The sequence below is a fragment of the Cryobacterium sp. TMT2-18-2 genome (genome assembly GCF_004402245.1).
GTDB classification, from domain to species: Bacteria; Actinomycetota; Actinomycetes; order Actinomycetales; family Microbacteriaceae; genus Cryobacterium; species Cryobacterium sandaracinum.
In genome coordinates this window covers 99,006-118,096 of the sequence record NZ_SOFU01000038.1, presented here as the reverse complement: position 1 = coordinate 118,096, position 19,091 = coordinate 99,006, and the positions used below count along the sequence as shown (strand labels likewise).

Annotated in this window: 17 protein-coding genes; 8 read left to right on the top strand and 9 right to left on the bottom strand. The window is 68.3% G+C overall.

Annotated elements, in window-relative coordinates; genetic code table 11:
- Nucleotide 1 precedes the first annotated feature (1 nt).
- A complete protein-coding gene (heR, locus tag E3O22_RS14370; protein ID WP_134394536.1) occupies nucleotides 2–787 on the top strand; it encodes a heliorhodopsin HeR in 786 nt (261 codons plus the stop codon).
- A gap of 120 nt (nucleotides 788–907) precedes the next feature.
- Here the strand turns inward: heR and E3O22_RS14365 are convergent, their stop codons facing one another.
- Nucleotides 908–1,858, bottom strand: coding sequence for an FAD-dependent oxidoreductase (locus tag E3O22_RS14365; protein ID WP_134394535.1), 951 nt, complete (start codon nucleotides 1,856–1,858; stop codon nucleotides 908–910).
- Nucleotides 1,859–1,960: 102 nt separating this feature from the next.
- Here E3O22_RS14365 and E3O22_RS14360 point away from each other — a divergent pair, with 102 nt between their 5' ends.
- Both E3O22_RS14360 and E3O22_RS14355 read left to right on the top strand, forming a co-directional pair.
- Nucleotides 1,961–2,803, top strand: a complete 843-nt coding sequence (locus E3O22_RS14360; protein ID WP_134394534.1) for an NAD(P)-dependent oxidoreductase — start codon at nucleotides 1,961–1,963, stop codon at nucleotides 2,801–2,803.
- A gap of 32 nt (nucleotides 2,804–2,835) precedes the next feature.
- Nucleotides 2,836–4,380 carry an alkaline phosphatase D family protein gene (locus E3O22_RS14355; protein ID WP_134394533.1) on the top strand — a complete coding sequence of 515 codons (1,545 nt, stop codon included), beginning with the start codon at nucleotides 2,836–2,838 and terminating at the stop codon, nucleotides 4,378–4,380.
- A gap of 42 nt (nucleotides 4,381–4,422) precedes the next feature.
- Here the strand turns inward: E3O22_RS14355 and E3O22_RS14350 are convergent, their stop codons facing one another.
- Nucleotides 4,423–5,055 (bottom strand): histidine phosphatase family protein, encoded by a 633-nt coding sequence (locus tag E3O22_RS14350; protein WP_134394532.1) that lies wholly within the window; start codon nucleotides 5,053–5,055, stop codon nucleotides 4,423–4,425.
- 114 nt (nucleotides 5,056–5,169) lie between these two features.
- On the opposite strand from E3O22_RS14350, the gene E3O22_RS14345 reads away from it, so the two are divergent.
- Nucleotides 5,170–5,496 (top strand): antibiotic biosynthesis monooxygenase, encoded by a 327-nt coding sequence (locus E3O22_RS14345; protein WP_134394531.1) that lies wholly within the window; start codon nucleotides 5,170–5,172, stop codon nucleotides 5,494–5,496.
- An 82-nt stretch (nucleotides 5,497–5,578) separates the two neighbouring features.
- Nucleotides 5,579–9,190: a methionine synthase gene (gene metH / locus E3O22_RS14340; protein WP_134394530.1), complete on the top strand. Its 3,612-nt coding sequence runs from the start codon at nucleotides 5,579–5,581 to the stop codon at nucleotides 9,188–9,190.
- Here the strand turns inward: metH and E3O22_RS16495 are convergent.
- From E3O22_RS16495 to E3O22_RS16645, 3 genes are read right to left on the bottom strand one after another with little or no spacing between them, the layout of a single operon-like run.
- Nucleotides 9,078–9,998, bottom strand: a complete 921-nt coding sequence (locus E3O22_RS16495) for an ECF transporter S component (protein ID WP_241976670.1) — start codon at nucleotides 9,996–9,998, stop codon at nucleotides 9,078–9,080. The two genes, metH and E3O22_RS16495, sit on opposite strands and share 113 nt — an antisense overlap.
- Nucleotides 9,995–11,992 carry an ATP-binding cassette domain-containing protein gene (locus tag E3O22_RS14335; RefSeq protein ID WP_241976669.1) on the bottom strand — a complete coding sequence of 666 codons (1,998 nt, stop codon included), beginning with the start codon at nucleotides 11,990–11,992 and terminating at the stop codon, nucleotides 9,995–9,997. Before E3O22_RS14335 ends, E3O22_RS16495 begins: the two co-directional genes overlap by 4 nt.
- Nucleotides 11,992–12,558, bottom strand: coding sequence for a hypothetical protein (locus tag E3O22_RS16645; RefSeq protein WP_134394529.1), 567 nt, complete (start codon nucleotides 12,556–12,558; stop codon nucleotides 11,992–11,994). Before E3O22_RS16645 ends, E3O22_RS14335 begins: the two co-directional genes overlap by 1 nt.
- Nucleotides 12,559–12,731: 173 nt before the next feature.
- Here E3O22_RS16645 and E3O22_RS14325 point away from each other — a divergent pair, with 173 nt between their 5' ends.
- Nucleotides 12,732–13,973 carry an alkaline phosphatase PhoX gene (locus E3O22_RS14325; RefSeq protein ID WP_241976668.1) on the top strand — a complete coding sequence of 414 codons (1,242 nt, stop codon included), beginning with the start codon at nucleotides 12,732–12,734 and terminating at the stop codon, nucleotides 13,971–13,973.
- 173 nt (nucleotides 13,974–14,146) lie between these two features.
- Here E3O22_RS14325 and E3O22_RS14320 read toward each other — a convergent pair whose 3' ends face one another.
- Entirely contained in the window at nucleotides 14,147–14,440 is a 294-nt protein-coding gene (locus E3O22_RS14320) for an Lrp/AsnC family transcriptional regulator (RefSeq protein WP_134394528.1), read from the bottom strand.
- Between the two features lie 138 nt (nucleotides 14,441–14,578).
- Between E3O22_RS14320 and E3O22_RS14315 the strand changes: the two genes are divergently transcribed.
- Together E3O22_RS14315 and ctlX are read left to right on the top strand one after the other, a co-directional pair.
- Nucleotides 14,579–15,610 carry an ornithine cyclodeaminase gene (locus E3O22_RS14315; RefSeq protein ID WP_134394527.1) on the top strand — a complete coding sequence of 344 codons (1,032 nt, stop codon included), beginning with the start codon at nucleotides 14,579–14,581 and terminating at the stop codon, nucleotides 15,608–15,610.
- A gap of 5 nt (nucleotides 15,611–15,615) precedes the next feature.
- The gene (ctlX, locus tag E3O22_RS14310) at nucleotides 15,616–16,566 is read left to right on the top strand and encodes a citrulline utilization hydrolase CtlX (protein ID WP_198410622.1); all 951 of its coding nucleotides are present in this window, start codon (nucleotides 15,616–15,618) and stop codon (nucleotides 16,564–16,566) included.
- An 18-nt stretch (nucleotides 16,567–16,584) separates the two neighbouring features.
- On the opposite strand, the gene E3O22_RS14305 is transcribed toward ctlX, so the two are convergent.
- Genes E3O22_RS14305 through E3O22_RS14295 form a run of 3 tightly spaced genes read right to left on the bottom strand, consistent with a single transcriptional unit; the run spans nucleotide 16,585 to nucleotide 19,083 of the window.
- Nucleotides 16,585–16,812 carry a hypothetical protein gene (locus tag E3O22_RS14305; protein ID WP_134394525.1) on the bottom strand — a complete coding sequence of 76 codons (228 nt, stop codon included), beginning with the start codon at nucleotides 16,810–16,812 and terminating at the stop codon, nucleotides 16,585–16,587.
- A 6-nt stretch (nucleotides 16,813–16,818) separates the two neighbouring features.
- Complete coding sequence (locus E3O22_RS14300; protein ID WP_134394524.1) at nucleotides 16,819–18,258, bottom strand: glycosyltransferase; 1,440 nt, start codon at nucleotides 18,256–18,258, stop codon at nucleotides 16,819–16,821.
- 9 nt (nucleotides 18,259–18,267) lie between these two features.
- Nucleotides 18,268–19,083 (bottom strand): alpha/beta fold hydrolase, encoded by an 816-nt coding sequence (locus tag E3O22_RS14295; protein ID WP_241976667.1) that lies wholly within the window; start codon nucleotides 19,081–19,083, stop codon nucleotides 18,268–18,270.
- Between the last annotated feature and the right edge of the window lie 8 nt (nucleotides 19,084–19,091).

Genomic DNA, 19,091 nt, shown 5'->3' with positions numbered 1-19,091 from the left:
GATGACGACGGCACCCGAGAACATTATGACGGATGCCCGGTTCACCCGCCTGCGCGCCGTGAACCTCGTCGTCGGCCTCCTCCTGCTGGCACAGGCCGTTCTGGTCTCCGTGGTCGTCCTGGCCCAGAGCGCCCCGGTGCTGCTGCCGGTCACGGCCGGCTTCCCCGGCGGGTCGGTGGATTCCCAGGCCGAACCGCAGGTCGTCGACCTGGCCGCCGTGAACCTCGGGGTAGCCGTCGCCATCCTGCTCGCCTTTTCCGGGTTCCTGCGCCTCGCCGCCGTGACCCCGACGTTCGCCGGCAGTTACCGGCGCGGTCTGGCCGCCGCACGCAACCCGCTGCGCTGGGTCGAGTACTCGCAGGTCTCCGCGATCACCGTGTTCCTGGTCGCCCAGCTCAACGGCGTCACGGAGGTGGGCACGCTGGTGGCGCTCTACGCCGTCACGGCCGGTGCCACGCTCTTCCTCGCCCTCACGGAGCGCGAACCGGCAGGCGGCTCGCTTCGGCCCTTCGTCTTCGGGGCCATGGTGGGCATCGTGCCGTGGGGAATCATCGCGTTCTATCAGATCGGCGCCGGACTTCGCGGTGACGTGCCCGAACTTTTCGTGCGCACCGTCACCCTTTCGCTGCTCGCGGTGGCGGCCCTGGTCTGGACCAACGCGTGGCTCGGGCGGACAGGCGACGGCGCGTGGGCGCATCCGCACCGAGTGGAGATCGTCCAGATCGCCCTCGTCACGCTCGGCACCACGCTGCTGACCGGGCAGGTGCTGTGGGGCGTGCTGCTCTAGTTCGAGGCCTGGCCGGTAACGAGGCTCGTGGCGCAGGGTGTGGAAGTGGGCGCAGGGCAGAACGTGCGCCTGCTTCTACACGGTGCGCCGTGACCGATGCGGGCGCCGGGCCCAGGCGGGCTAGGTGAGCGCCCGGGCCACGTCCAGCCCGGAGCGCACGGCACGGGAGACCCCCGACGGCTGCCCGTGCAGCCGCCCGAAACCGTCTCCCGCCACGAAAATGCCCGGCTGGTCCGCGCGGCGGGAGAACGTGGCATCAGGCACCGACTCCACCGCATTCGCGTACCGCCAGCGCTTGAGCTCCGAATCCACGACGGGCGCTCCGGGCAGCAGGCGGATCAGCTCGAACAGGAGCGCCGCCTGCGCGAATGTGGCGTCGGCTTCCCAGGTCGCCTCGGTCCACTGCGGGCTTGCGAAGACCTCGAGCCAGAGCTGGCCGGCGTCGTCCCGGTGCCTGACCCGAACCGCCTCGATGACGCCGTCGGGAGTCGACCGGCCCACGAGGTGACCCGGGAGATCACCCTGAGCGCCACCGTCGACGACGCAGAGCAGAACGGCCCGTTTGTCGTAGGTCACCTCGTGCAGCTCGGGAGCCACGAGAAGCCCGCTTCCGCGCAGGATCTTCACACTCTGCGGAACCGGTGCGGTGAGAACCACCGCCCGGCCGGCGAACGGTGCCCCGGAGCCGTGCGGCACCACGTGGATGAGCCCGGACTCCTGCACGACCAGGTGAGTGACGAAGGTGCTCCGCAGCGTCGTGCCGGCCGCCCACCGCTTGGCGATGTCGCCCGCGGGCTCGTCGAAAGCCCCGTCCGCGCGGCCCTCGGTCACAGGCGTGAACCGGGCGCCCGTTCGGTGCATGATCTCCTGCGTCACCTCAGGGTCGTGGCTGCGAACCGTGTCGACGGACGGGTTCAGCAGCCGGCCGTCGAGGGGCCGGCTGGACAGTCGACCGCCCGGACGGGAGCCCTTGTCGAGGAGCAGCACCGAACGGCCGCGCTCCTGAAGGTTCTGGGCGACCGTCAGCCCGCACACACCGGCACCGACCACGACGACATCCCACGTTTGCATGTCTGGAGGCTAGTGCACGCAGTCGTACGCTTGTTCTTGTTGCCACCGCCGCCGACATCGGCACGGATGCAGCAGCTCGCCGACCATGAAGAGGAGTCCCGCATGAAGATCGTTGTCACAGGTGGAAGCGGAAAGCTCGGCCGGACCGTCGTGAAGTACCTTGTCGCCGAAGGTCACGAGGTGCTGAACCTCGACCGTGACGGTGCCCGCAGCCATGACCTGGTGGTCGTGGACCTCACAGACTACGGCCAGGTCGTCGACGCGGTCCTCGGTATTGACGACCGGCACAGCGGGTTCGACGCCATCGTGCACCTGGGCGCGATCCCGGCCCCTGGCCTGGTTCCCGACGTGGCCACGTTCCACAACAACATCCTCTCCACCTACAACGTTTTCCAGGCGGCCCGGCGTGCGGGCATCACGAAGCTGGTCTATGCGTCCAGCGAGACCGTGCTCGGTCTGCCGTTCGACATCGACCCGCCTTACATTCCCGTGGACGAGGAGTACCCGGCCCGCCCCGAGAGCACGTACTCGCTGGTGAAGCACCTCGAGGAGCAGATGGCGATCCAGCTCACCCGGTGGGATCCCGAACTGAGCATCACGGCCCTGCGCTTCTCCAACGTGAAGGACCCGGAGGACTACGCGGTCTTTCCCGCCTTCGACGCCGACGCCACCCTGCGCAAGTGGAACCTGTGGGGCTACATCGACGGCCGTGACGGCGCCCAGGCCGTGCTGCGGGCGCTGCAGAACGCGAAGCCGGGCTTCGAGACGTTCATCATCGCCGCCGCCGACACGGTGATGAGCCGGCCCAACGCCGAGCTGGCCGCCGAGGTCTTCCCCGGCGTCGAACTCCGGGAGGTCGGCGAGAACGACACCTTGCTCTCCATCGACAAGGCCCGACGGATGCTCGGCTACGCACCGGAGCACAGCTGGCGCGACCACGTGTAGCCGTCGCCCGGAGGGAGCGGTAGAACTGTGGCATGACGACGACACCTCTCGTGCTGGGTCCCATGTTGCGGTACGTGGACACGGTTTCGGCGAGCATCTGGGTCGAGACCCGGGGCACGGCATCCGTCGGGGTCGACGCCGGGAACCGATCGTGGACGGCGCGGACCTTCGCTGTGCACGGCCACCATTACGCGCTGGTGCACGTCGACGGCCTGGGACCGGGCACCGTCACGCCCTACACCGTGTCAATCGACGGGGCACAGGTCTGGCCCCCGCCTGATTCGGTCTACCCGGCCTCCGTCATCACGACGCTGACGCCGGGCGCACCCCTACGGCTGTCTTTCGGATCCTGCCGCACCAGCGTGCCCCACGACAAGAAGGGCACGCGCACGCACGGGGTGGATGCCCTCAGGGCGTACGCCCTGCAGATGGCGGAGGGCGACGGAATCCTTTCCTGGCCGGACCTGATGCTGTTTCTCGGCGACCAGGTCTACGCCGACCTCACCAGTGAGGCGATGCAGGAGTTCATCCGCGATCGCCGCGACATCAGAGAGCCGCCCGGCGAAGAGCTGGCGGACTTCGAGGAATACGCGCACCTCTACAACCTGGCCTGGTCGGACACGGCGAACCGATGGCTGTTGGCCACCGTGCCCGTCGCGATGATCTTCGACGACCACGATGTGCGCGACGACTGGAATGCGTCGCTCAGCTGGAAGCGCCGGATGGAAGCCACGTCCTGGTGGCACGGACGGATCGTGGCCGGGCTGGCCTCGTACTGGGTCTACCAGCATCTGGGCAATCTCTCACCCGGGGAGCGTGCCCACGACGAGGTGTGGCAGGCAATCCAGACGCATGACGGCGCCGAAGAACTCGACCTCAGCTCGGTGCTCGACGGGTTCGCCGAGCGGTGCGACCGGGAGCCGACCACCTACCGGTGGAGCTATTGCCGCGACTTCGGTGAGGACCGACTGATCGTCCTCGACTCCCGCGCGGCGCGCGAACTCGATCCCCGGCGGCGGGCGCTGGTGGACGAGCAGGAGACGGCCTGGTTTGACGAACGGATGCAGAGCGGGTTCCGGCACCTGGTGGTGGCGACCTCCCTGCCGTTCCTGCTCCCACCGGGCGTGGCGGACATCATCACCGACGTCGCTGACGGCAAACGGGGCGCGGCTCCGCAGACCGTGACGTTCCTGTCGGGCGACGTGCACTACTCCTACGTGTCGGAGGTGGACCGCACCTCGGGCAGTCGCATCATCCAGGCCGTCTGTTCGCCGATTCGCAACCCGCTGCCCATCCTGTTGCGGTCCGTTTCCGCCGTCCTCTCCTATGGAATGTCCACCCGGCTGAGCGCGCTGCTGTCCCGGTCGGTGGGGGTTCCTCCTCCGCCGTTCCACTGGTCGGGCATCATCGGGCCCTGGTTCGACAACTGCCTGGCGACCGTCGCCGACACCCCCGATGGGCTGCGGCTCTCCTGGGCGTCCGGAGTCGTCGATGGCGGTGATCCGGCTCACCCGACGGTCACGGAACGCGCCGCGATCACGGTGGCACCGCGCCGCGACGCAACACTCGGCCGATGAAAGTTGTATTCGGTATTGAGGGCCGCTAGCTGGTTGGTGCACCTAGAGCGCCAGCAGCTGCGGTCCGCCCGGTGAGCCCACGCTGAGGCCGGCCCACGACACGAGGGTCCAACCGCCTTCGGGAGAGCCGGACAACTCGACCATCCCCGTGTTCTCGAGGTCGGTCGTGCCCGCGAACAGGGGCGACACATTGCTGGCGCGGGCCGCGGTCCACACGCGGATCGCCGCGCCGTGGCTGAACACCGCCGCCGTGTCGGCACCGGCGGCGGCAGACGCGATATCGGCGTCGAACCGGGAGAAGAAGCTGTTCCCGTCCAGGCCTTCAGGCATCCTGGCTGTCAGGTCCCCGGTGACCCAGGTCAGCACGGTTTCAAAATAGGTGCGAATGGATGCCCGGTCACTGAGTCCCTCGAGCGCGCCCGCTTCGATCTCGTGCAGCCCGGTGGCCACCTGAACGTCGAGCTGCAACGCGGTCGCCAGCGGCTCGGCCGTGAGCTGGGTGCGTACGAGCGTCGACGCGAAGATGACGTCGATGGACTCGAGGCGCAGGGCATCCGGAATCACCGAGGCCTGCCGGGACCCGAGCTCGGTCAGGCCGGGACCGGGGTGAGCGGTGTCGAGCTGGCCGAGCACATTCGCGGGCGTCTGGCCGTGGCGGATCAGGAAGAGTCGCATTATGCCCCCAGCATAGGCATCGCGGTCGGCGAGCGTCCGCAGGGTGAGGTCTTCGCAGCCGAGGGTGACAGCATGGGGGGAGCAGGCAGTGCATCCACGAGAGGGAGAAACCCCATGACGATCGTCAAAATCAACGCCATCACGGTACCCGGCGACAACGGCGACGAGCTGGCTCGCCGGTTCGCCGCCCGAGCCGGTGCGGTCGACGACCGACCGGGTTTCGAGGGTTTCGAACTGCTCAAGCCCACGGATGACCGCAGCACCTGGCTGGTCGTCACCCGCTGGGCCGACGAAGAGTCCTTCCAGGCCTGGCTGACCTCGCCGTCCTTCGCGCAGGGTCACCGCGGCGACGACCCCACCGATGGTGCGGCGCCGGCGCGGCCCGTGGGCATCAGCAGCGAGCTGTGGTCCTACGAGATCGCCGGCGGCTCGACGGCCTGACGCAGTCGCGTCCGCTGCGGTGCCCGAGGCCACGGCGCGTAACACGCAGCCGCGCGGCGAGAGGCCCGGTTAAGCTGGGCCGATGAGCGAACCCCGTGCACACGACGCCACGCAATTCGACGCCGTGCGCCCGGTCCGGTCCCTGGCTCTGCTCGATGCGTTGGCCATCCGGGTCGTCATCGCCGACGGCGCCATGGGCACCATGCTGCAGGAGCACAATCCCACCCTCCTGGACTACCAGCAGCTCGAGGGCTGCAACGAGATCCTCAACGTCAGCCGGCCCGACATGATCGAAGCCATCCACGATGCCTACCTCGAGACCGGCATCGACGCGGTGGAGAGCAACACCTTCGGCGCGAACTGGTCGAACCTCTCGGACTACGGGATCGAAGACCGCATCGAAGAGCTCGCCCGGCTGGGAGCGGAAATCGCCCGCCGGAGCGTGGAGGCCTTCGAGGCCCGTGACGGCCGAATGCGCTGGGTGCTCGGCTCGATGGGCCCCGGCACGAAACTGCCCAGCCTCGGCCACACCACCTACGCCCACCTCAAGGCGACGTTCGCCGAACAGGCGCACGGTCTCATCCGCGGCGGCGCCGACGCCTTCCTGATCGAGACCTCCCAGGACCTGCTGCAGACCAAGTCCGCGGTGAACGGGTGTAAGCAGGCGATCGCTGAGACGGGCATCCGGCTGCCGATCTTCGCCCTGGTCACGGTCGAGACCACCGGCACCATGCTGATGGGCAGCGAAATCGGCGCGGCGCTCACGGCCCTGGAGCCGCTCGGCATCGACGCCATCGGCCTCAACTGCGCCACCGGCCCGACCGAGATGAGCGAGCACCTCCGCCACCTCTCCAAGTATTCGCCTGTGCCCGTGATGTGCATGCCCAACGCCGGCCTGCCCCAGTTGACCGCCACCGGTGCGAGCTACCCGCTCACCCCCGAACAGCTGGCCACGGCGCACGAACAGTTCGTCAAGGAGTTCGGGCTGGGCCTGGTCGGCGGATGCTGCGGCACCACGCCCGCGCACATGACCGCCGTGGTCGAAAGGTTACGTAGTGTCACGGTGAAACCCCGCACCCTCGAACAGGACGCGGGTGTCGCGAGTCTGTACCAGCACGTCAGTTTCGACCAGGACAGCGCATTTTTGGCCATTGGAGAGCGTACCAACGCCAATGGATCGCGCGCTTTTCGTGATGCCATGCTTGCTGAAAACTGGGACGACTGCGTCGACATCGCCCGCAGCCAGGTGCGTGACGGCGCTCACCTGCTCGACGTCTGCATCGACTACGTCGGTCGCGATGGCGTCGCCGACATGAAGCAGGTCCTCTCCCGACTGGTCGGCGCCTCGACCTTGCCGCTCGTCGTCGACTCCACTGAGCCGGCCGTGCTGCAGGCCGGCATGGAACTCATCGGTGGGCGTCCGGTCGTGAACTCGGTCAACTTCGAAGACGGCGAGGGGCCCACGTCGCGGTTCGGCCGCATCATGCCGCTGGTCAAGGAGCACGGCGCGGCCGTGATCGCTCTGACCATCGACGAGGAGGGCCAGGCCCGCACCGCCGAACACAAGGTGCGCATCGCCACCCGTCTGGTGGACACCCTCGTGAGCACCTGGGGCATGCGGGTCGAGGACATCATCGTCGACGCGTTGACCTTTCCCATCGCGACCGGCCAGGAAGAAACCCGTCGCGATGGCATCGAGACCATCGACGCGATTCGCCAGATCAAGGCGAAGTATCCCGGCATCCACACGACGCTCGGCGTCTCGAACGTGTCCTTCGGGCTCAACCCCGCGGCCCGCTCGGTGCTCAACTCGGTCTTTCTGCACGAAGCCACGGAGGCGGGCCTCGACTCGGCCATCGTGAACTCGGCCAAAATCGTGCCGCTCGCTTCGGTGCCCGCCGACCGCCGCAAGGTGGCGCTCGACCTGGTCTGGGACCGCCGCGAATACGACGCCGAGGGCACCCTCACCTACGACCCGTTGGTGGCCCTGCTCGACCTGTTCGCCGGCGTCGACTCCGCCGCCCTGAAAGACGAGCGCGCCGCCGAGCTCGCCGCCCTGCCGGTGGGCGAACGCCTGGAACGACGCATCATCGACGGTGAGGTCAAGGGGCTCGAGGCTGACCTCGACCTCGCCCGTGCCGGGGGGTTGAGCGCCCTCGATATTGTCAACGTGCACCTGCTCGTTGGCATGCAGGTCGTCGGTGCCCGGTTCGGCAGCGGCGAGATGCAGCTGCCGTTCGTGCTGCAATCCGCCGAGGTGATGAAAGCCGCCGTGGCCCTGCTCGAGCCGCACATGGAGAAATCTGAAGCGGCCGGCAAGGGCACGATCGTGCTCGGCACCGTGCGCGGTGATGTGCACGACATCGGCAAGAACCTCGTCGACATCATCCTCACCAACAACGGCTACGACGTGATCAATATCGGCATCAAGCAGCCGATTGCCGAGTTCATCCGGGTCGCCGAGGAGAACAACGCCGATGTCATCGGTATGAGCGGGCTGCTCGTGAAGTCCACGGTGGTCATGAAAGAGAACCTGCTCGAGCTCGAGTCCCGCGGTTTCGCCGACAAATGGCCGATTCTGCTCGGCGGCGCGGCCCTCACCCGCTCCTACGTCGAGGAGGACCTTGCCGCATTGTTCGACGGCACGGTGCGCTACGCGCGGGATGCCTTCGAGGGCTTGGCATTGATGGAACCGCTGGTCGCCGTCGCGCGGGGCGCCGACCCGGCATCCGTGAGTCTGCCGCCGCTCAAAAAGCGCATCCACAAGCGCAGCCTGCTCACCGTCACGGAGCCGGACGCCATGCCGGCCCGCTCCGATGTGGTCGCCAACAACCCCGTGCCCATTCCGCCGTTCTGGGGCACCCGCATCGTCAAGGGGATCGCGCTGGCCGAGTACTCCGCGTTCCTCGACGAGCGGGCCACGTTCATGGGGCAGTGGGGTCTGAAGCCCAGCCGCGGCGACGGCAAGAGCTACCAGCATCTGGTGGAAACCGAGGGCCGACCCCGGCTGCGCTACTGGCTCGACCGCATCCTCTCCGAGGGTATGCTCGACGCCTCCGTCGCCTACGGCTACTTCCCGGCCTACAGCGAGGGCAACGACCTCGTCGTGCTGCACCACGGCGACGACCTGTCGGGCGTGCTGGGGGTCGCCGGCCTGCTCGCCCCCGACGGCGGCTCCGGCGGCCCCGTGGGTTCCGAACGCCTGCGATTCGTTTTCCCCCGGCAGCGGCGCGACCGGCACCTGTGCCTGGCGGACTTCCTTCGCCCACGCGAATCCGGCCAGACGGATGTCGTCGCCCTTCAGCTGGTCACGGGCGGAGCCAACGTCGACACGGTCACGGCGAAGCTCTTTGCCGAGAACAAGTACCGTGACTACATGGAGCTCAACGGGCTGACCATGCAGCTCACCGAGGCGCTGGCCGAATACTGGCACTCCCGGGTGCGGGAGGAGCTCGGCCTGGGTGCCGAAGACCCGGCCGAACTGGCCGGCATGTTCAAGCTCGAGTACCGCGGCGCCCGGTTCTCGCTGGGCTACCCGGCCTGCCCCGAGATGGAGGACCGCCGTACGGTGGTTGAACTGCTCAGGCCCGAGCGGATGGGTGTGGTGCTGTCGGAGGAACTGCAGCTGCACCCGGAGCAGTCGACGGATGCGTTCGTGTTCCACCACCCGGAAGCGAAGTACTTCTCGGTGTAGCCGGTTCGGCCTGGGGTGGTCGGGTGGCCCTGCCCGGCCGGCCCAGCTTCGCTCGCCGGAGCGCGGCCAGTGCGGCCGGGCCCACCAGCACGATCCCGACCGTCGTGGTGATGGCGCGCACGGTGTCCCAGGTGAGGGTCGACGTCACGAGCGTGTACAGGGCGAAGGAGGCGAGGTTCTCGCCGAGCGGGGCATCGGCCGCATAGGAGATGTCGGTGCCCGAGCCCACCGCGAACGGCCAGAACCAGAGGTTCATCACCAGTCCGAAGAGGTAGGACGCCACGATGCCGTAGGCCACGAGCATCGCGATCTCGAGGCGGGCCGCGCCGATAGGTGCGGAACGGATGCGCGGCAGCAGCGCCGCCCCGGCTCCCACCCAGCCGCAGGCGAACATCTGGAACGGGGTCCACGGGCCGAATCCACCCCACAGGGCCGAGGACACCGCGATGGTGAGCAGGCCGAGCAGGAACCCGAAGCGGGCCCCGTAGGCGCGACCGGCCAGGATCAGCAGGATGAACACAGCCTCGACGCCGCCGACGCCGGTGCCCGCGATGCGCACGGCGGCGCCGACCGCGGAGAGCACCCCCAGCAGGGCCACGGTCTTGGCCGTGTACATCTCCCCGTCGAGGGTGAGCGCGAGGGCCACGATCAGGGCCGGCACGAGCGCGAAGGCCACGACCGGCGCGGCCGCCTGGGCGTTCTCCGGCAGCGCCGAGGCGAAGAACGGCCAGGCGAAGCCGGCGGCGGCGAGGATACTGCCGCCGCCGAGCACCCAGGCGGTCCAGCCCGTCCCGCCGGTGCGCCTCATGACCGCACCGGTTCCGGTTCGGTGAGCAGGCCGGCGGCCATGATGACCGTCTTCGTCGCCAGGGAGCGGGCGAAGTCGCGGTCGTGGGTGGCGAACAGGACCGCCGACGTGTCACTCGAGGCGCGCACTAGCGCGGCGGCGACGAGCGCCCGGGCCTGTGGATCGAGGCCGCGCGTCGGTTCGTCCACCAGCAGCACCCGCGGCTCGGCGGCCAGCTGGATGGCCATCACGAGGCAGAGGCGTTCGCCGGCCGAGAGGTCCCGCGGATGCCGCCGCATCAGGTGCGCCGCCTCCGCCACGGTGCCGAGCCCGAGCAGGTTCGCGAACCGGAGCGCGGTCCCGATCCCGGTTCCCCTCCCGGCCGGGGTCTTCAGCCGGCGGTCGGCCCGGCGGCACTCCTCGGCCACCGTGACGGCGAAGAGTAGATCGTCGAAATTCTCCGGTACCAGGGCCACGGCCGTGCGGCGGTATCGGGGGCGCAGCTGCGCCACGTCCCGCCCGGCCACGAGTACGCTGCCTCGCGTCGCCGAGAGGGCGATCGCGCGCAGCAGGCTGCTCTTGCCCGCGCCGTTCCGACCCTCGAGCGCCACCAGGTCGCCCGCGTAGAGGTCCAGCGACACATCGTCGACCGCCCGCTCGCTCCCGTGCAGGACCGTGAGGTGACGGATACTCGCGAGCGGTCCCGCAGGCCCGGTGCCGGGGGTGGTCAGGGTGCTCTGACCCTGCTGTGCCGCCCGCTGTGCCGCCTGCTGTGCCGCGACCAGCGCACTCGGCCGCTCGCCCGGGCCGAGCGCATGCACGCGCGCACCGCGGAGCTCGAGCCAGGCATCCGCCGCATTCGACCACTCCCGGGTGTTGTGCTCGGCGACCACGACGCAGACCTGGGTCTCGTGGGCCAGGCGGTCGAGCACCTGCACCACCCGCTCCCGGGCCGGGGTGTCGAGATCGGCCAGAGGCTCGTCCACGAGCAGCAGGATCGGCTGGTCGACCAGGGCGGCGCCGATGGCGACGAGACTGGCCTCGCCCGCCGAGAGCTCCGAGGTGCCGCGGCCGAGCAGATGCTCGATCCCCAGCCGCTCGGCCACCTCGCGCACCCGCTGCTCCACGAGGACCGGTGCGATGCCGCGCACCGCGAGGGCGAAGCCGATCTCGTCCGGCACGGTTTCGGCCACGAAGGAGAGCCGCACGTTCTGGGTGACAAGTCCGACGAAGCCGGCCGTTTCGCGCGGGGGAGTGGCGGCGCGATCGGCGCCGCCCACCTCGATCGAGCCGTGCTGGGTGCCATCGGCGAAGTGCTGGAAGAGACCGCTCATGCTGTGCAGCAGGCTGGTCTTTCCCGATCCGGTCGGACCGACGATCACGGTCAGCGTGCCGGGAGCGAGGTCGAGGGTGAGTCCCTCGAGGTGCCAGCGCTCACCCTCGAAGCCAAGTGCGGCATCCGTCATCACGACCGGCTTCTCACACCCGCCGGCTGCCGCCCGGGTGGCGGCGAACCCGCGGGACTCCATGGACGCAGCAAGGCCGAGCGCCCGTTCCACGGTCTGCTCGAAGACCGGCACCAGCAGGGCCGGTGCCGACCGTTCGCCGCGCAACGCACCGGCCGTGCGCACCCGGCGCACCGCGTCGATCAGTGCCGGGAACGTCGCCCAGGCGATCACGAGCGACCGCGACAGGGCGCGCAGCGGGCCCCGGTTAGCGCCGCGGGCGAAGAAGCGGCGCACGTCGACGAGCGCGTTGAGCACACCGAACCCGAGGATCACCAGAGCGAAGGGCAGCGCGCTCAGGGCGGCATTGCCGAGGCCTCCGGTCGTGACGGGCCCGAACAGCGCAATGTGGTTGAACGGCCCATCGAGCGGCAGGCGCGGGAGGTCGAGCAGCAACAGGCCACCGCCGGATGCCCCGCCGAAGGCCACCCGGTAGATCACCCGGATGCCCACGAACGCTCCGGCGAGCAACGCCGCCGAGCGCAGGGGGGAAAACCGGAAGCGCAGCACTAGCTTCCGGGGGTGGGCGTCTCGGTGCCGGTCGTGAAGACAAGGCCGACGGACTGGCCTGGTTCCAGCTCGAGGCTGCCGAGGCCCTCCTCGGCGTACTCCCACTCCGCGTCGGCGGTGGGCTTGACCCAGAGCGCCCAGTAAGCGGCGGCGGCGGGCATGGACGCGCAGGATTCGGTGAACGGGGTTTCGCCGGCCACGTCGATGGTTTCGTCGGCGGCCGGGCGGCCACTTACGCGGCAGACCACCTGGTCGCCCCACTCCGCGGTGCCCTCGGTTGCCACACCGGCGGTCTCCAGGACCGTGCTGGCCGCGATCGTCTCGGCGGTGGCGGTGGCGGTGGCGGTGGCGACGCAGTCCCTGATCTCGGGGGCGTCGAGCGCGCCGAAGTCGACGACGACGCTCACGCCGGCACAGGCCCCGTCGGCCGGAGCGGCGGTGGCGGAGGCGGAGGCGGTGGCGGAGGAGGCGGCGGGGGTGGTGTCGGTCTCGGGTGCGCCGGTGGTGCATCCGCTCAAGGCCAGCGCTCCCACCAGGATCAGGGTGGCCAGTGCTGTCAGCTTCATGTGCTCCAGAATACCGAGCGGCGGGTGAAGTCTGGTTTCTGTCACGCGCCGAGACGGGGACACCGAGTGTTCACCGGGCCGACACCGGCTGGAGACCGGGAGACCTCCGGGCGTCAGCTTGAGGCTCATAGATTCGATGGCGTTGTATCTACCCCCTATGAAGGAGTCGCGCCTTGCGCAAGAAGATCGCTGTCTTTGCCCTTACCGCCACCGCCACTGCCACCGCAGTCGTCGGCATCGCCCCTGCCGCGCTCGCCGCGACCGGCCCGTTCGATTTCGTGCCTCTCGCCGGTTCCGCCTACGGCATGGGCAGCACCGACTGGACCCAGCCGTACCTGCTCCCGGAGGGTTTTACCCAGACCCTCGTGCACGACGAAACCGTGCTCGACGTCTACCCCGGCGTGGACGACCTGCATGACATGAATACCCAGAACGAGACCGGTGCCCAGGCCGGCCGCTACCTCTACAACACCTACGAGGTCGGCTCGAACGGCGCCGTCTCTGTGACCGACCTGAAGACCGGTGCGGTCAGCGTCATCGCGCAGCGCGCGGACTGGAACCGTCTCGACGGCATCCGCTGGACCCCCTGGGGCAGCCTCCTCGTCACGGAAGAGACCACCGGCGGCAAGGTCTTCGAACTGTTCTTCGCGAAGAACGACCCGACCACGGTCGAGCGTATCGAGGAGCGCACCGAGCTCGGAGCCCAACGTCACGAGGGCATCGACGTCACGGCCGACGGGTCCGTCATCGTCATCGACGAACTCAATGGCGGCTCAATCTTCAAGTTCGTGCCGACCGTTCGCGGCGACCTCTCCCAGGGCCAGATGCACGCCCTCAAGATCACCGGGCTGACGGATGCCGCTCAAAAGTGGAACCAGACCACCTTCACCGAGAAGGTGGGCGCCTTCGAATGGGTGGCCCTCGACCAGGCGCAGGTGCGCGTCGACGCGGATGCCGCGGCCAACGCGGTGAGCGCCACCGAATTCGGTCGCCCGGAAGACGTCGAGGTCATCGGCCAGACCCTGTACGTGGCCAACACGTCCGAGGAGCGCGTGGTCGCTATCGACCTCTCGAAGCTCACCGTCAGCAGCTTCGTCGAGGCCGGCGTGAACGTGCCGGTCGAGGACAAGGCCGCCGGGGTCAGCGGGTTCAACAACCCGGACAACCTTGCAGAGGGCCCCGATGGCGCCCTCTGGATCACGGAAGACAACAGTTTCAGCGACATCTTCCGGGCCGAAAAAGACCGGGACCACGACGGAGCGTCCGACAGCGTCGAGCTCTTCGCCTCGCTGACGGATGAAGGCGCCGAGACCACCGGGATCTACTTCGGCAAGAACCCGAAGGAGCTGTTCGCTTCGGTGCAGCACCCCGACAAGGACCTCGCCGACGGCATCTGGAAGATCACGCGCGACTAGCCCCACCCCGGCGGCAGGCTCCTGCCGCGCCGAGGTCAGCCGCGCGAGGCCGTCGAGCATGGTCTTGCTGGGGGGCTCGGTGCTCCGGTCCGGCGGCGTCAGCTCCCGGCTGACCTCCCGGTAGCCTGCCTCCACCTCCCGCATCCGGTCGACGGACGTGCGTCCACGCACCATCAGGGAGGTTTCGACGTCGAGTGCAGGGCCTTCACCTCCGGAAAGCCGCGAAGGGCGTGGATCACCTTCGTGTTCACGCGCCCCTCCACCTCGATCAGGGTGATCGCCCAAATCGAGTTCGGGTCGCGGTCCTCCCTGATCCGCACGCCGAAACCCACGACGGTTCCCGAATCGGTCAGCCTCTCGAGCCTGCTGTCGACCGTGGACCGGGTGACACCGAGGTCGCGGGCGAGGCTGGCCACGGGCTCGCGGCGTTCACGCGGAGGGCGGAGAGCAGGCGGCGGTCGAGTCATCAAGGGGATACATTGCACATAGTGTATGTATCCAGAGGGCATAATGCATAGTCACCTGGGCAGAATGCGGCAATAATCGAATGGCGGCTGCACATTGCCCACGCATAGTGTTGTAACCCTGAACGAGGGGAGACGCGCGTGGTGCGCTTTGTAGACGTAGGAAACATCAACCGGTGGGCCGCCGCGACCGGTGTGGAACGCATCCTCACCGACATGGTCGAGTACCTCGAGCGGGACTTCCGCCGCTGGCCTACCTTCGACAAGGCACCGCGCGTGGCCAGCCACTCACCGCTCGGCGTGATCGAACTCATGCCCACGAGCGACGGCGTCACCTACGGCTTCAAGTACGTCAACGGTCATCCGTCGAACCCGTCGCGCGGCCTGCAGACCGTCACCGCCTTCGGCGTCCTCGCCGACGTGCAGAGCGGCTACCCCACGTTCTGGTCCGAGATGACCGTGCTCACGGCCTTCCGCACCGCCGCGACCTCGGCCATGGTCGCCCGCGCGCTGGCCCGCCCCGACGCCCACACCATGGCCATGATCGGCACGGGCACCCAGTCGGAGTTTCAGGCGCTCGCCTTTCGCGGGCTCCTCGGCATCAACCGGCTCCGCGTCTGGGACACCGATCCCGATGCCCTCGCCAAATTCGTGCGCAACCTGACTCCGCTCGGTTTCGAGATCCTGGTCGCCACCGGGGCGACGGATGCCGTGACCGGTGCCGACATCATCACGACCTGCACCGCGGACAAGGCGAATGCCACCGTACTCACCGACGCCATGGCCGGCCCCGGCGTGCACATCAACGCCATCGGCGGCGACTGCCCGGGCAAGACGGAGCTCGACGCGGGCATCCTGCACCGCGCCGACGTCTTCGTGGAATTCACCGCGCAGACCCGTATCGAGGGCGAAATCCAGCAGATGCACCCCGAATTCCCGGTCACCGAGATCTGGCAGGTGCTCCTCGGCGAGGCCGCCGGCCGCACCTCGGCAGAGCAGATCACGGTCTTCGACTCCGTAGGCTTCGCCATCGAGGACTTCTCGGCGCTCCGCTTCCTGCAGGATGCCGTCGACCAGACCTCGTTCTACACCGACATCGACCTCGTCGCCGACCCCGATGACCCGAAAGACCTCTTCGGTCTGGTCACCGCGGGCGCGCCCGTCCTCGTCTGACCCCGGTGTCCGTGCAGGCCCCGTCGGCCGTGGTGCTCATCCGGCCACATTTCTTCTCGCCGAACCCCGAGACGGCCCATGACAACGCTTTCCAGTCACGGGACGCCGGGCACGACGCCGCCCTGGTGGCCGAGGCCGCCTACGCCGAGGTGACCCAGGTAGCAGGCACCCTGGAGGCGCAGGGCATCGCGGTGCACCTGTTCGATGACGACGGGCCGGGCCGCCCCGACAGCGTGTTCCCCAACAACTGGATCTCGACCCACGCCGGGGGTCACGTGGCGCTCTATCCGATGCACGCGCCGAACCGGCGCACCGAGCGTCGGGGTGACATCGTCGAGATGCTCAAGCAGCGCTACCGCGTGCAGGATGTCGTCGACTACTCCGGTCTCGAACTTGACGACGTCTTCCTCGAGGGAACCGGCGCCATGGTTCTCGACCATGCGGCGCGCATCGCCTATGTGGCCCGGTCGCGGCGGGCCGACCCGATCGCGCTCGAACGGTTCTGCACCAACTTCGGCTACGAGCCCATCGTCTTCGACGCGTCTGACGAGAACGGCACGCCGATCTACCACACCAACGTCATGATGTGCATCGCCACGGACTTCGCCCTGGTCGGTCTCGACCTGATCGAGTCGCCGGCCCGGCGCAGCCACGTCGTGGAGCGCCTGGCCGCGCAGGATCGTCAGGTGATCGCCCTCGACCGCGATCAGATCCGCAACTACGCCGGCAACGCGATCGAACTGCACGGCCGGAACGGACGGATGCTGGCGCTCTCCCGCCGCGCCCTCGGCAGTCTGACTGCCGAGCAGCGCCGGATCATCGAGCAGAGCTGCGCGATCCTGCCGCTTGACGTGCCCACGATCGAACTCGCCGGCGGCTCAGTGCGGTGCATGCTCGCCGGGATCCACCTCGACCGTCGTGCTGCGCTCACTTCTCAGGCGGCCGCGGCCGCCTGAGAGCTCAGGTGTTCCACGCTAGAGGCGTTCGTCCGGATGGATGCTCCTGGTTGCACCCCGGCGGTTGCGTCCGCGAAACCAGTCCGTGGGGTGCACCTTCGGGAGGATCTTCGCAACCGCGAGTGCGGCGAACATGACCGTATTGATGGCGACGAACGCCGCAAGGATGGCGAATTCGTCCGATTGAAGCACCGTTGACGGAAGGAGGATTCCGACCGGAACCAGGGCGGGGAGAGCACCAACCATGATGGATCAGTCCACCCTTCGCAGTTCGTCGTGGGGTGCGGAGTGGACGACATGGCCCCACTGTGCCTGCCGGCCCAGGGTGATGTCGATGATCCCCTTGACGTAGACGAGGTCGAGGAACACATCGAAGATCAGCTCGGGGAAAAGCGTAAGCGCCAGCAGGCGTGCCCGTCGGCCGCCCGCCCAGACCGACACGACACGTTCGGCGATGAAAACGAGACCGAGGCCCAGCCAGAACGGAAACCAAACCCACGAATCGATCGCCAGAACCGTCACGAGCACGAGCAGCAGGAACGCGCTGAGCGCGATGACGCTGTAGCCCAGGCCCAACTGCTGGGCCCAGTACCGGAAGGTGGACGGTGAGACGCCGTACGCCCCGATGTTCTCCAACGCGCCCCGTTGCCAGCGCAGACGTTGCACCCACAGAGTGCGAACGGTTGGCATTACCTCGGTGACGACCGTGCACTCCGAGGGAGAGATGATGAGCGCGCCCAGCGACTTCAGGGCAATGGTGAGCTCGTTGTCTTCCGTGAGCGCAGCCGTGTCATAGACATCCCCGCTGGCACCGGGAATCGTGTCGCCGCGACTTTCAGCCACCGTACGCAAGGCGGCGGGCCGGAATAGCGAAGCGGTGCCCGTGAGAACGAAGACGTGGCCCCGGCGACGGCGAATGTCACGGGAGTACCGAATGTACTCGTTGCGCTGGAACTGACCGAGAAGCCCGGAACCTTCCTCGCCGTAGAACAACCCACCGACCGCCATCAGCGCACGATCGCTGGTGAAGCGACCGACGGCGGCCTCCAAGAAGCCGTCGTCGAGACGTGTGTCGGCATCCAGGACCATGATGAGGTCGTTGTCGCCCTGGCCCGGTAGGAGCACCTTCAGGATCTGATTAAGTGCCCCGGCTTTCTTGAATGTGTTCCGGCGAGATTCGAAGATCTCCACCCCCAGCGAGCGGGCAATGTCGACGGTCCCGTCGGTGCAGTTATCCGCCACGACCACGACGCGTTCCGGGCGGTGCGACTGGGCGAGCAGCGATGAGAGTGTCGCGAAGATCGAAGCCTCTTCGTTGTGCGCGGGCACCAGAACGGTGACGGTCACGGCGCCGGCGAAGACTCCGCGCGTTCGTGCCATTACGACTCCCGCCGAGAGGGGCGTGGTGCGCTGGTTTAAGGATCGACGGGCCTTGCTGGACGTTCCTCGTTCGAGCATTGCAATTCCTGCGGCGAAGAGGAAAGCCAGAGCAACGGCGCCGAGGATGACCCGCGGCGTCGGTGCCGCCAAATCATAAAGCACCCGCCACATTCCGAGCAGCAGCCCTTGGGAGGGCATTTCGCCCGCCGTCGGCGTTCCGGCGGCGACGACGAACCAGAGGAGGGCCGCTGCGCCTCCAGCCACAAGCCCGATGACGACGCCGACGCCGCGATCGAAAGTCTTTGCCCCCATGAGCGCAGACTAGCAGAGCAGGGGAACCTCGACCCTCCCGCTGCTGCTTCCGCTGCGGAAGAACTCGATCGCCGCCTCCCGGAACGCGCGTGACGTCGGGGCGTTGAAGTGATTGCGCCCGGGGACCTCGAAGAATTCTCCGCTCGGTGTGGCCGCGGCGAGTGCCTTGGAGGCCTCGAGGATGCTGTCTTTGGTCCCGGTGGCGAAGAGCAGGGGCTGCGTCGGCGCGTTGTCCGCGCCGGGTTGGGGGCCGCCGCGCATTCCCTCGACGAGGGCCACGAGGGCTTTGAGGTCGTTGCCGGGCAGCGCGCGGGCCATGGTCAGGTAGGCGCCGGTAAGGCGGTCGGCGACCTCGGTGCCGTGCTCGATATGAGCGCGGGCATCCGTGACCTTGAAGCGTTTGAGGGGGTCACCGTCGGGTATGCCGCCGAGCACGGCCCGCGAGATGCGTCCCTCCAGTTCGCGGGCGGCCTGCCAGCCCACGCGGGCGCCGAGGGAGTATCCCGCGTAGGCGACCTCGTCGAGCAGGTAGGCGTCGAGTACCCGCAACACGTCGTCGACCAACGCCTCCATCGTGTAGTCGGCGGGGGAGCGGGGCTTGTCGCTCAGGCCGTGCCCGCGCTGGTCGATCGCGATCACGTGGAAGCCGGCGCGGATGAGATCGCGCGTCCAGCCGGTGACGTGCCAATTGGCGACGGCGCTGGAGGCGAAGCCGTGCACGGCGAGCACGGTGGGGGCGCTCGAATCTCCGAATTCGTAGGTGGCCAGGTTGACTCCATCGGCCGAATAGACGAAGCGGTGCGGTGGTGCGGTGCGTTGTGACATCACGGACC

Coding starts and splice junctions, on each gene's coding strand:
- heR (WP_134394536.1), top strand. CDS start 2: ATGACGACGGCACCCGAGAACATTATGACGGATGCCCGGTTCACCCGC.
- E3O22_RS14365 (WP_134394535.1), bottom strand. CDS start 1,858: ATGCAAACGTGGGATGTCGTCGTGGTCGGTGCCGGTGTGTGCGGGCTG.
- E3O22_RS14360 (WP_134394534.1), top strand. CDS start 1,961: ATGAAGATCGTTGTCACAGGTGGAAGCGGAAAGCTCGGCCGGACCGTC.
- E3O22_RS14355 (WP_134394533.1), top strand. CDS start 2,836: ATGACGACGACACCTCTCGTGCTGGGTCCCATGTTGCGGTACGTGGAC.
- E3O22_RS14350 (WP_134394532.1), bottom strand. CDS start 5,055: ATGCGACTCTTCCTGATCCGCCACGGCCAGACGCCCGCGAATGTGCTC.
- E3O22_RS14345 (WP_134394531.1), top strand. CDS start 5,170: ATGACGATCGTCAAAATCAACGCCATCACGGTACCCGGCGACAACGGC.
- metH (WP_134394530.1), top strand. CDS start 5,579: ATGAGCGAACCCCGTGCACACGACGCCACGCAATTCGACGCCGTGCGC.
- E3O22_RS16495 (WP_241976670.1), bottom strand. CDS start 9,998: ATGAGGCGCACCGGCGGGACGGGCTGGACCGCCTGGGTGCTCGGCGGC.
- E3O22_RS16645 (WP_134394529.1), bottom strand. CDS start 12,558: ATGAAGCTGACAGCACTGGCCACCCTGATCCTGGTGGGAGCGCTGGCC.
- E3O22_RS14320 (WP_134394528.1), bottom strand. CDS start 14,440: ATGACTCGACCGCCGCCTGCTCTCCGCCCTCCGCGTGAACGCCGCGAG.
- E3O22_RS14305 (WP_134394525.1), bottom strand. CDS start 16,812: ATGGTTGGTGCTCTCCCCGCCCTGGTTCCGGTCGGAATCCTCCTTCCG.
- E3O22_RS14300 (WP_134394524.1), bottom strand. CDS start 18,258: ATGGGGGCAAAGACTTTCGATCGCGGCGTCGGCGTCGTCATCGGGCTT.
- E3O22_RS14295 (WP_241976667.1), bottom strand. CDS start 19,083: ATGTCACAACGCACCGCACCACCGCACCGCTTCGTCTATTCGGCCGAT.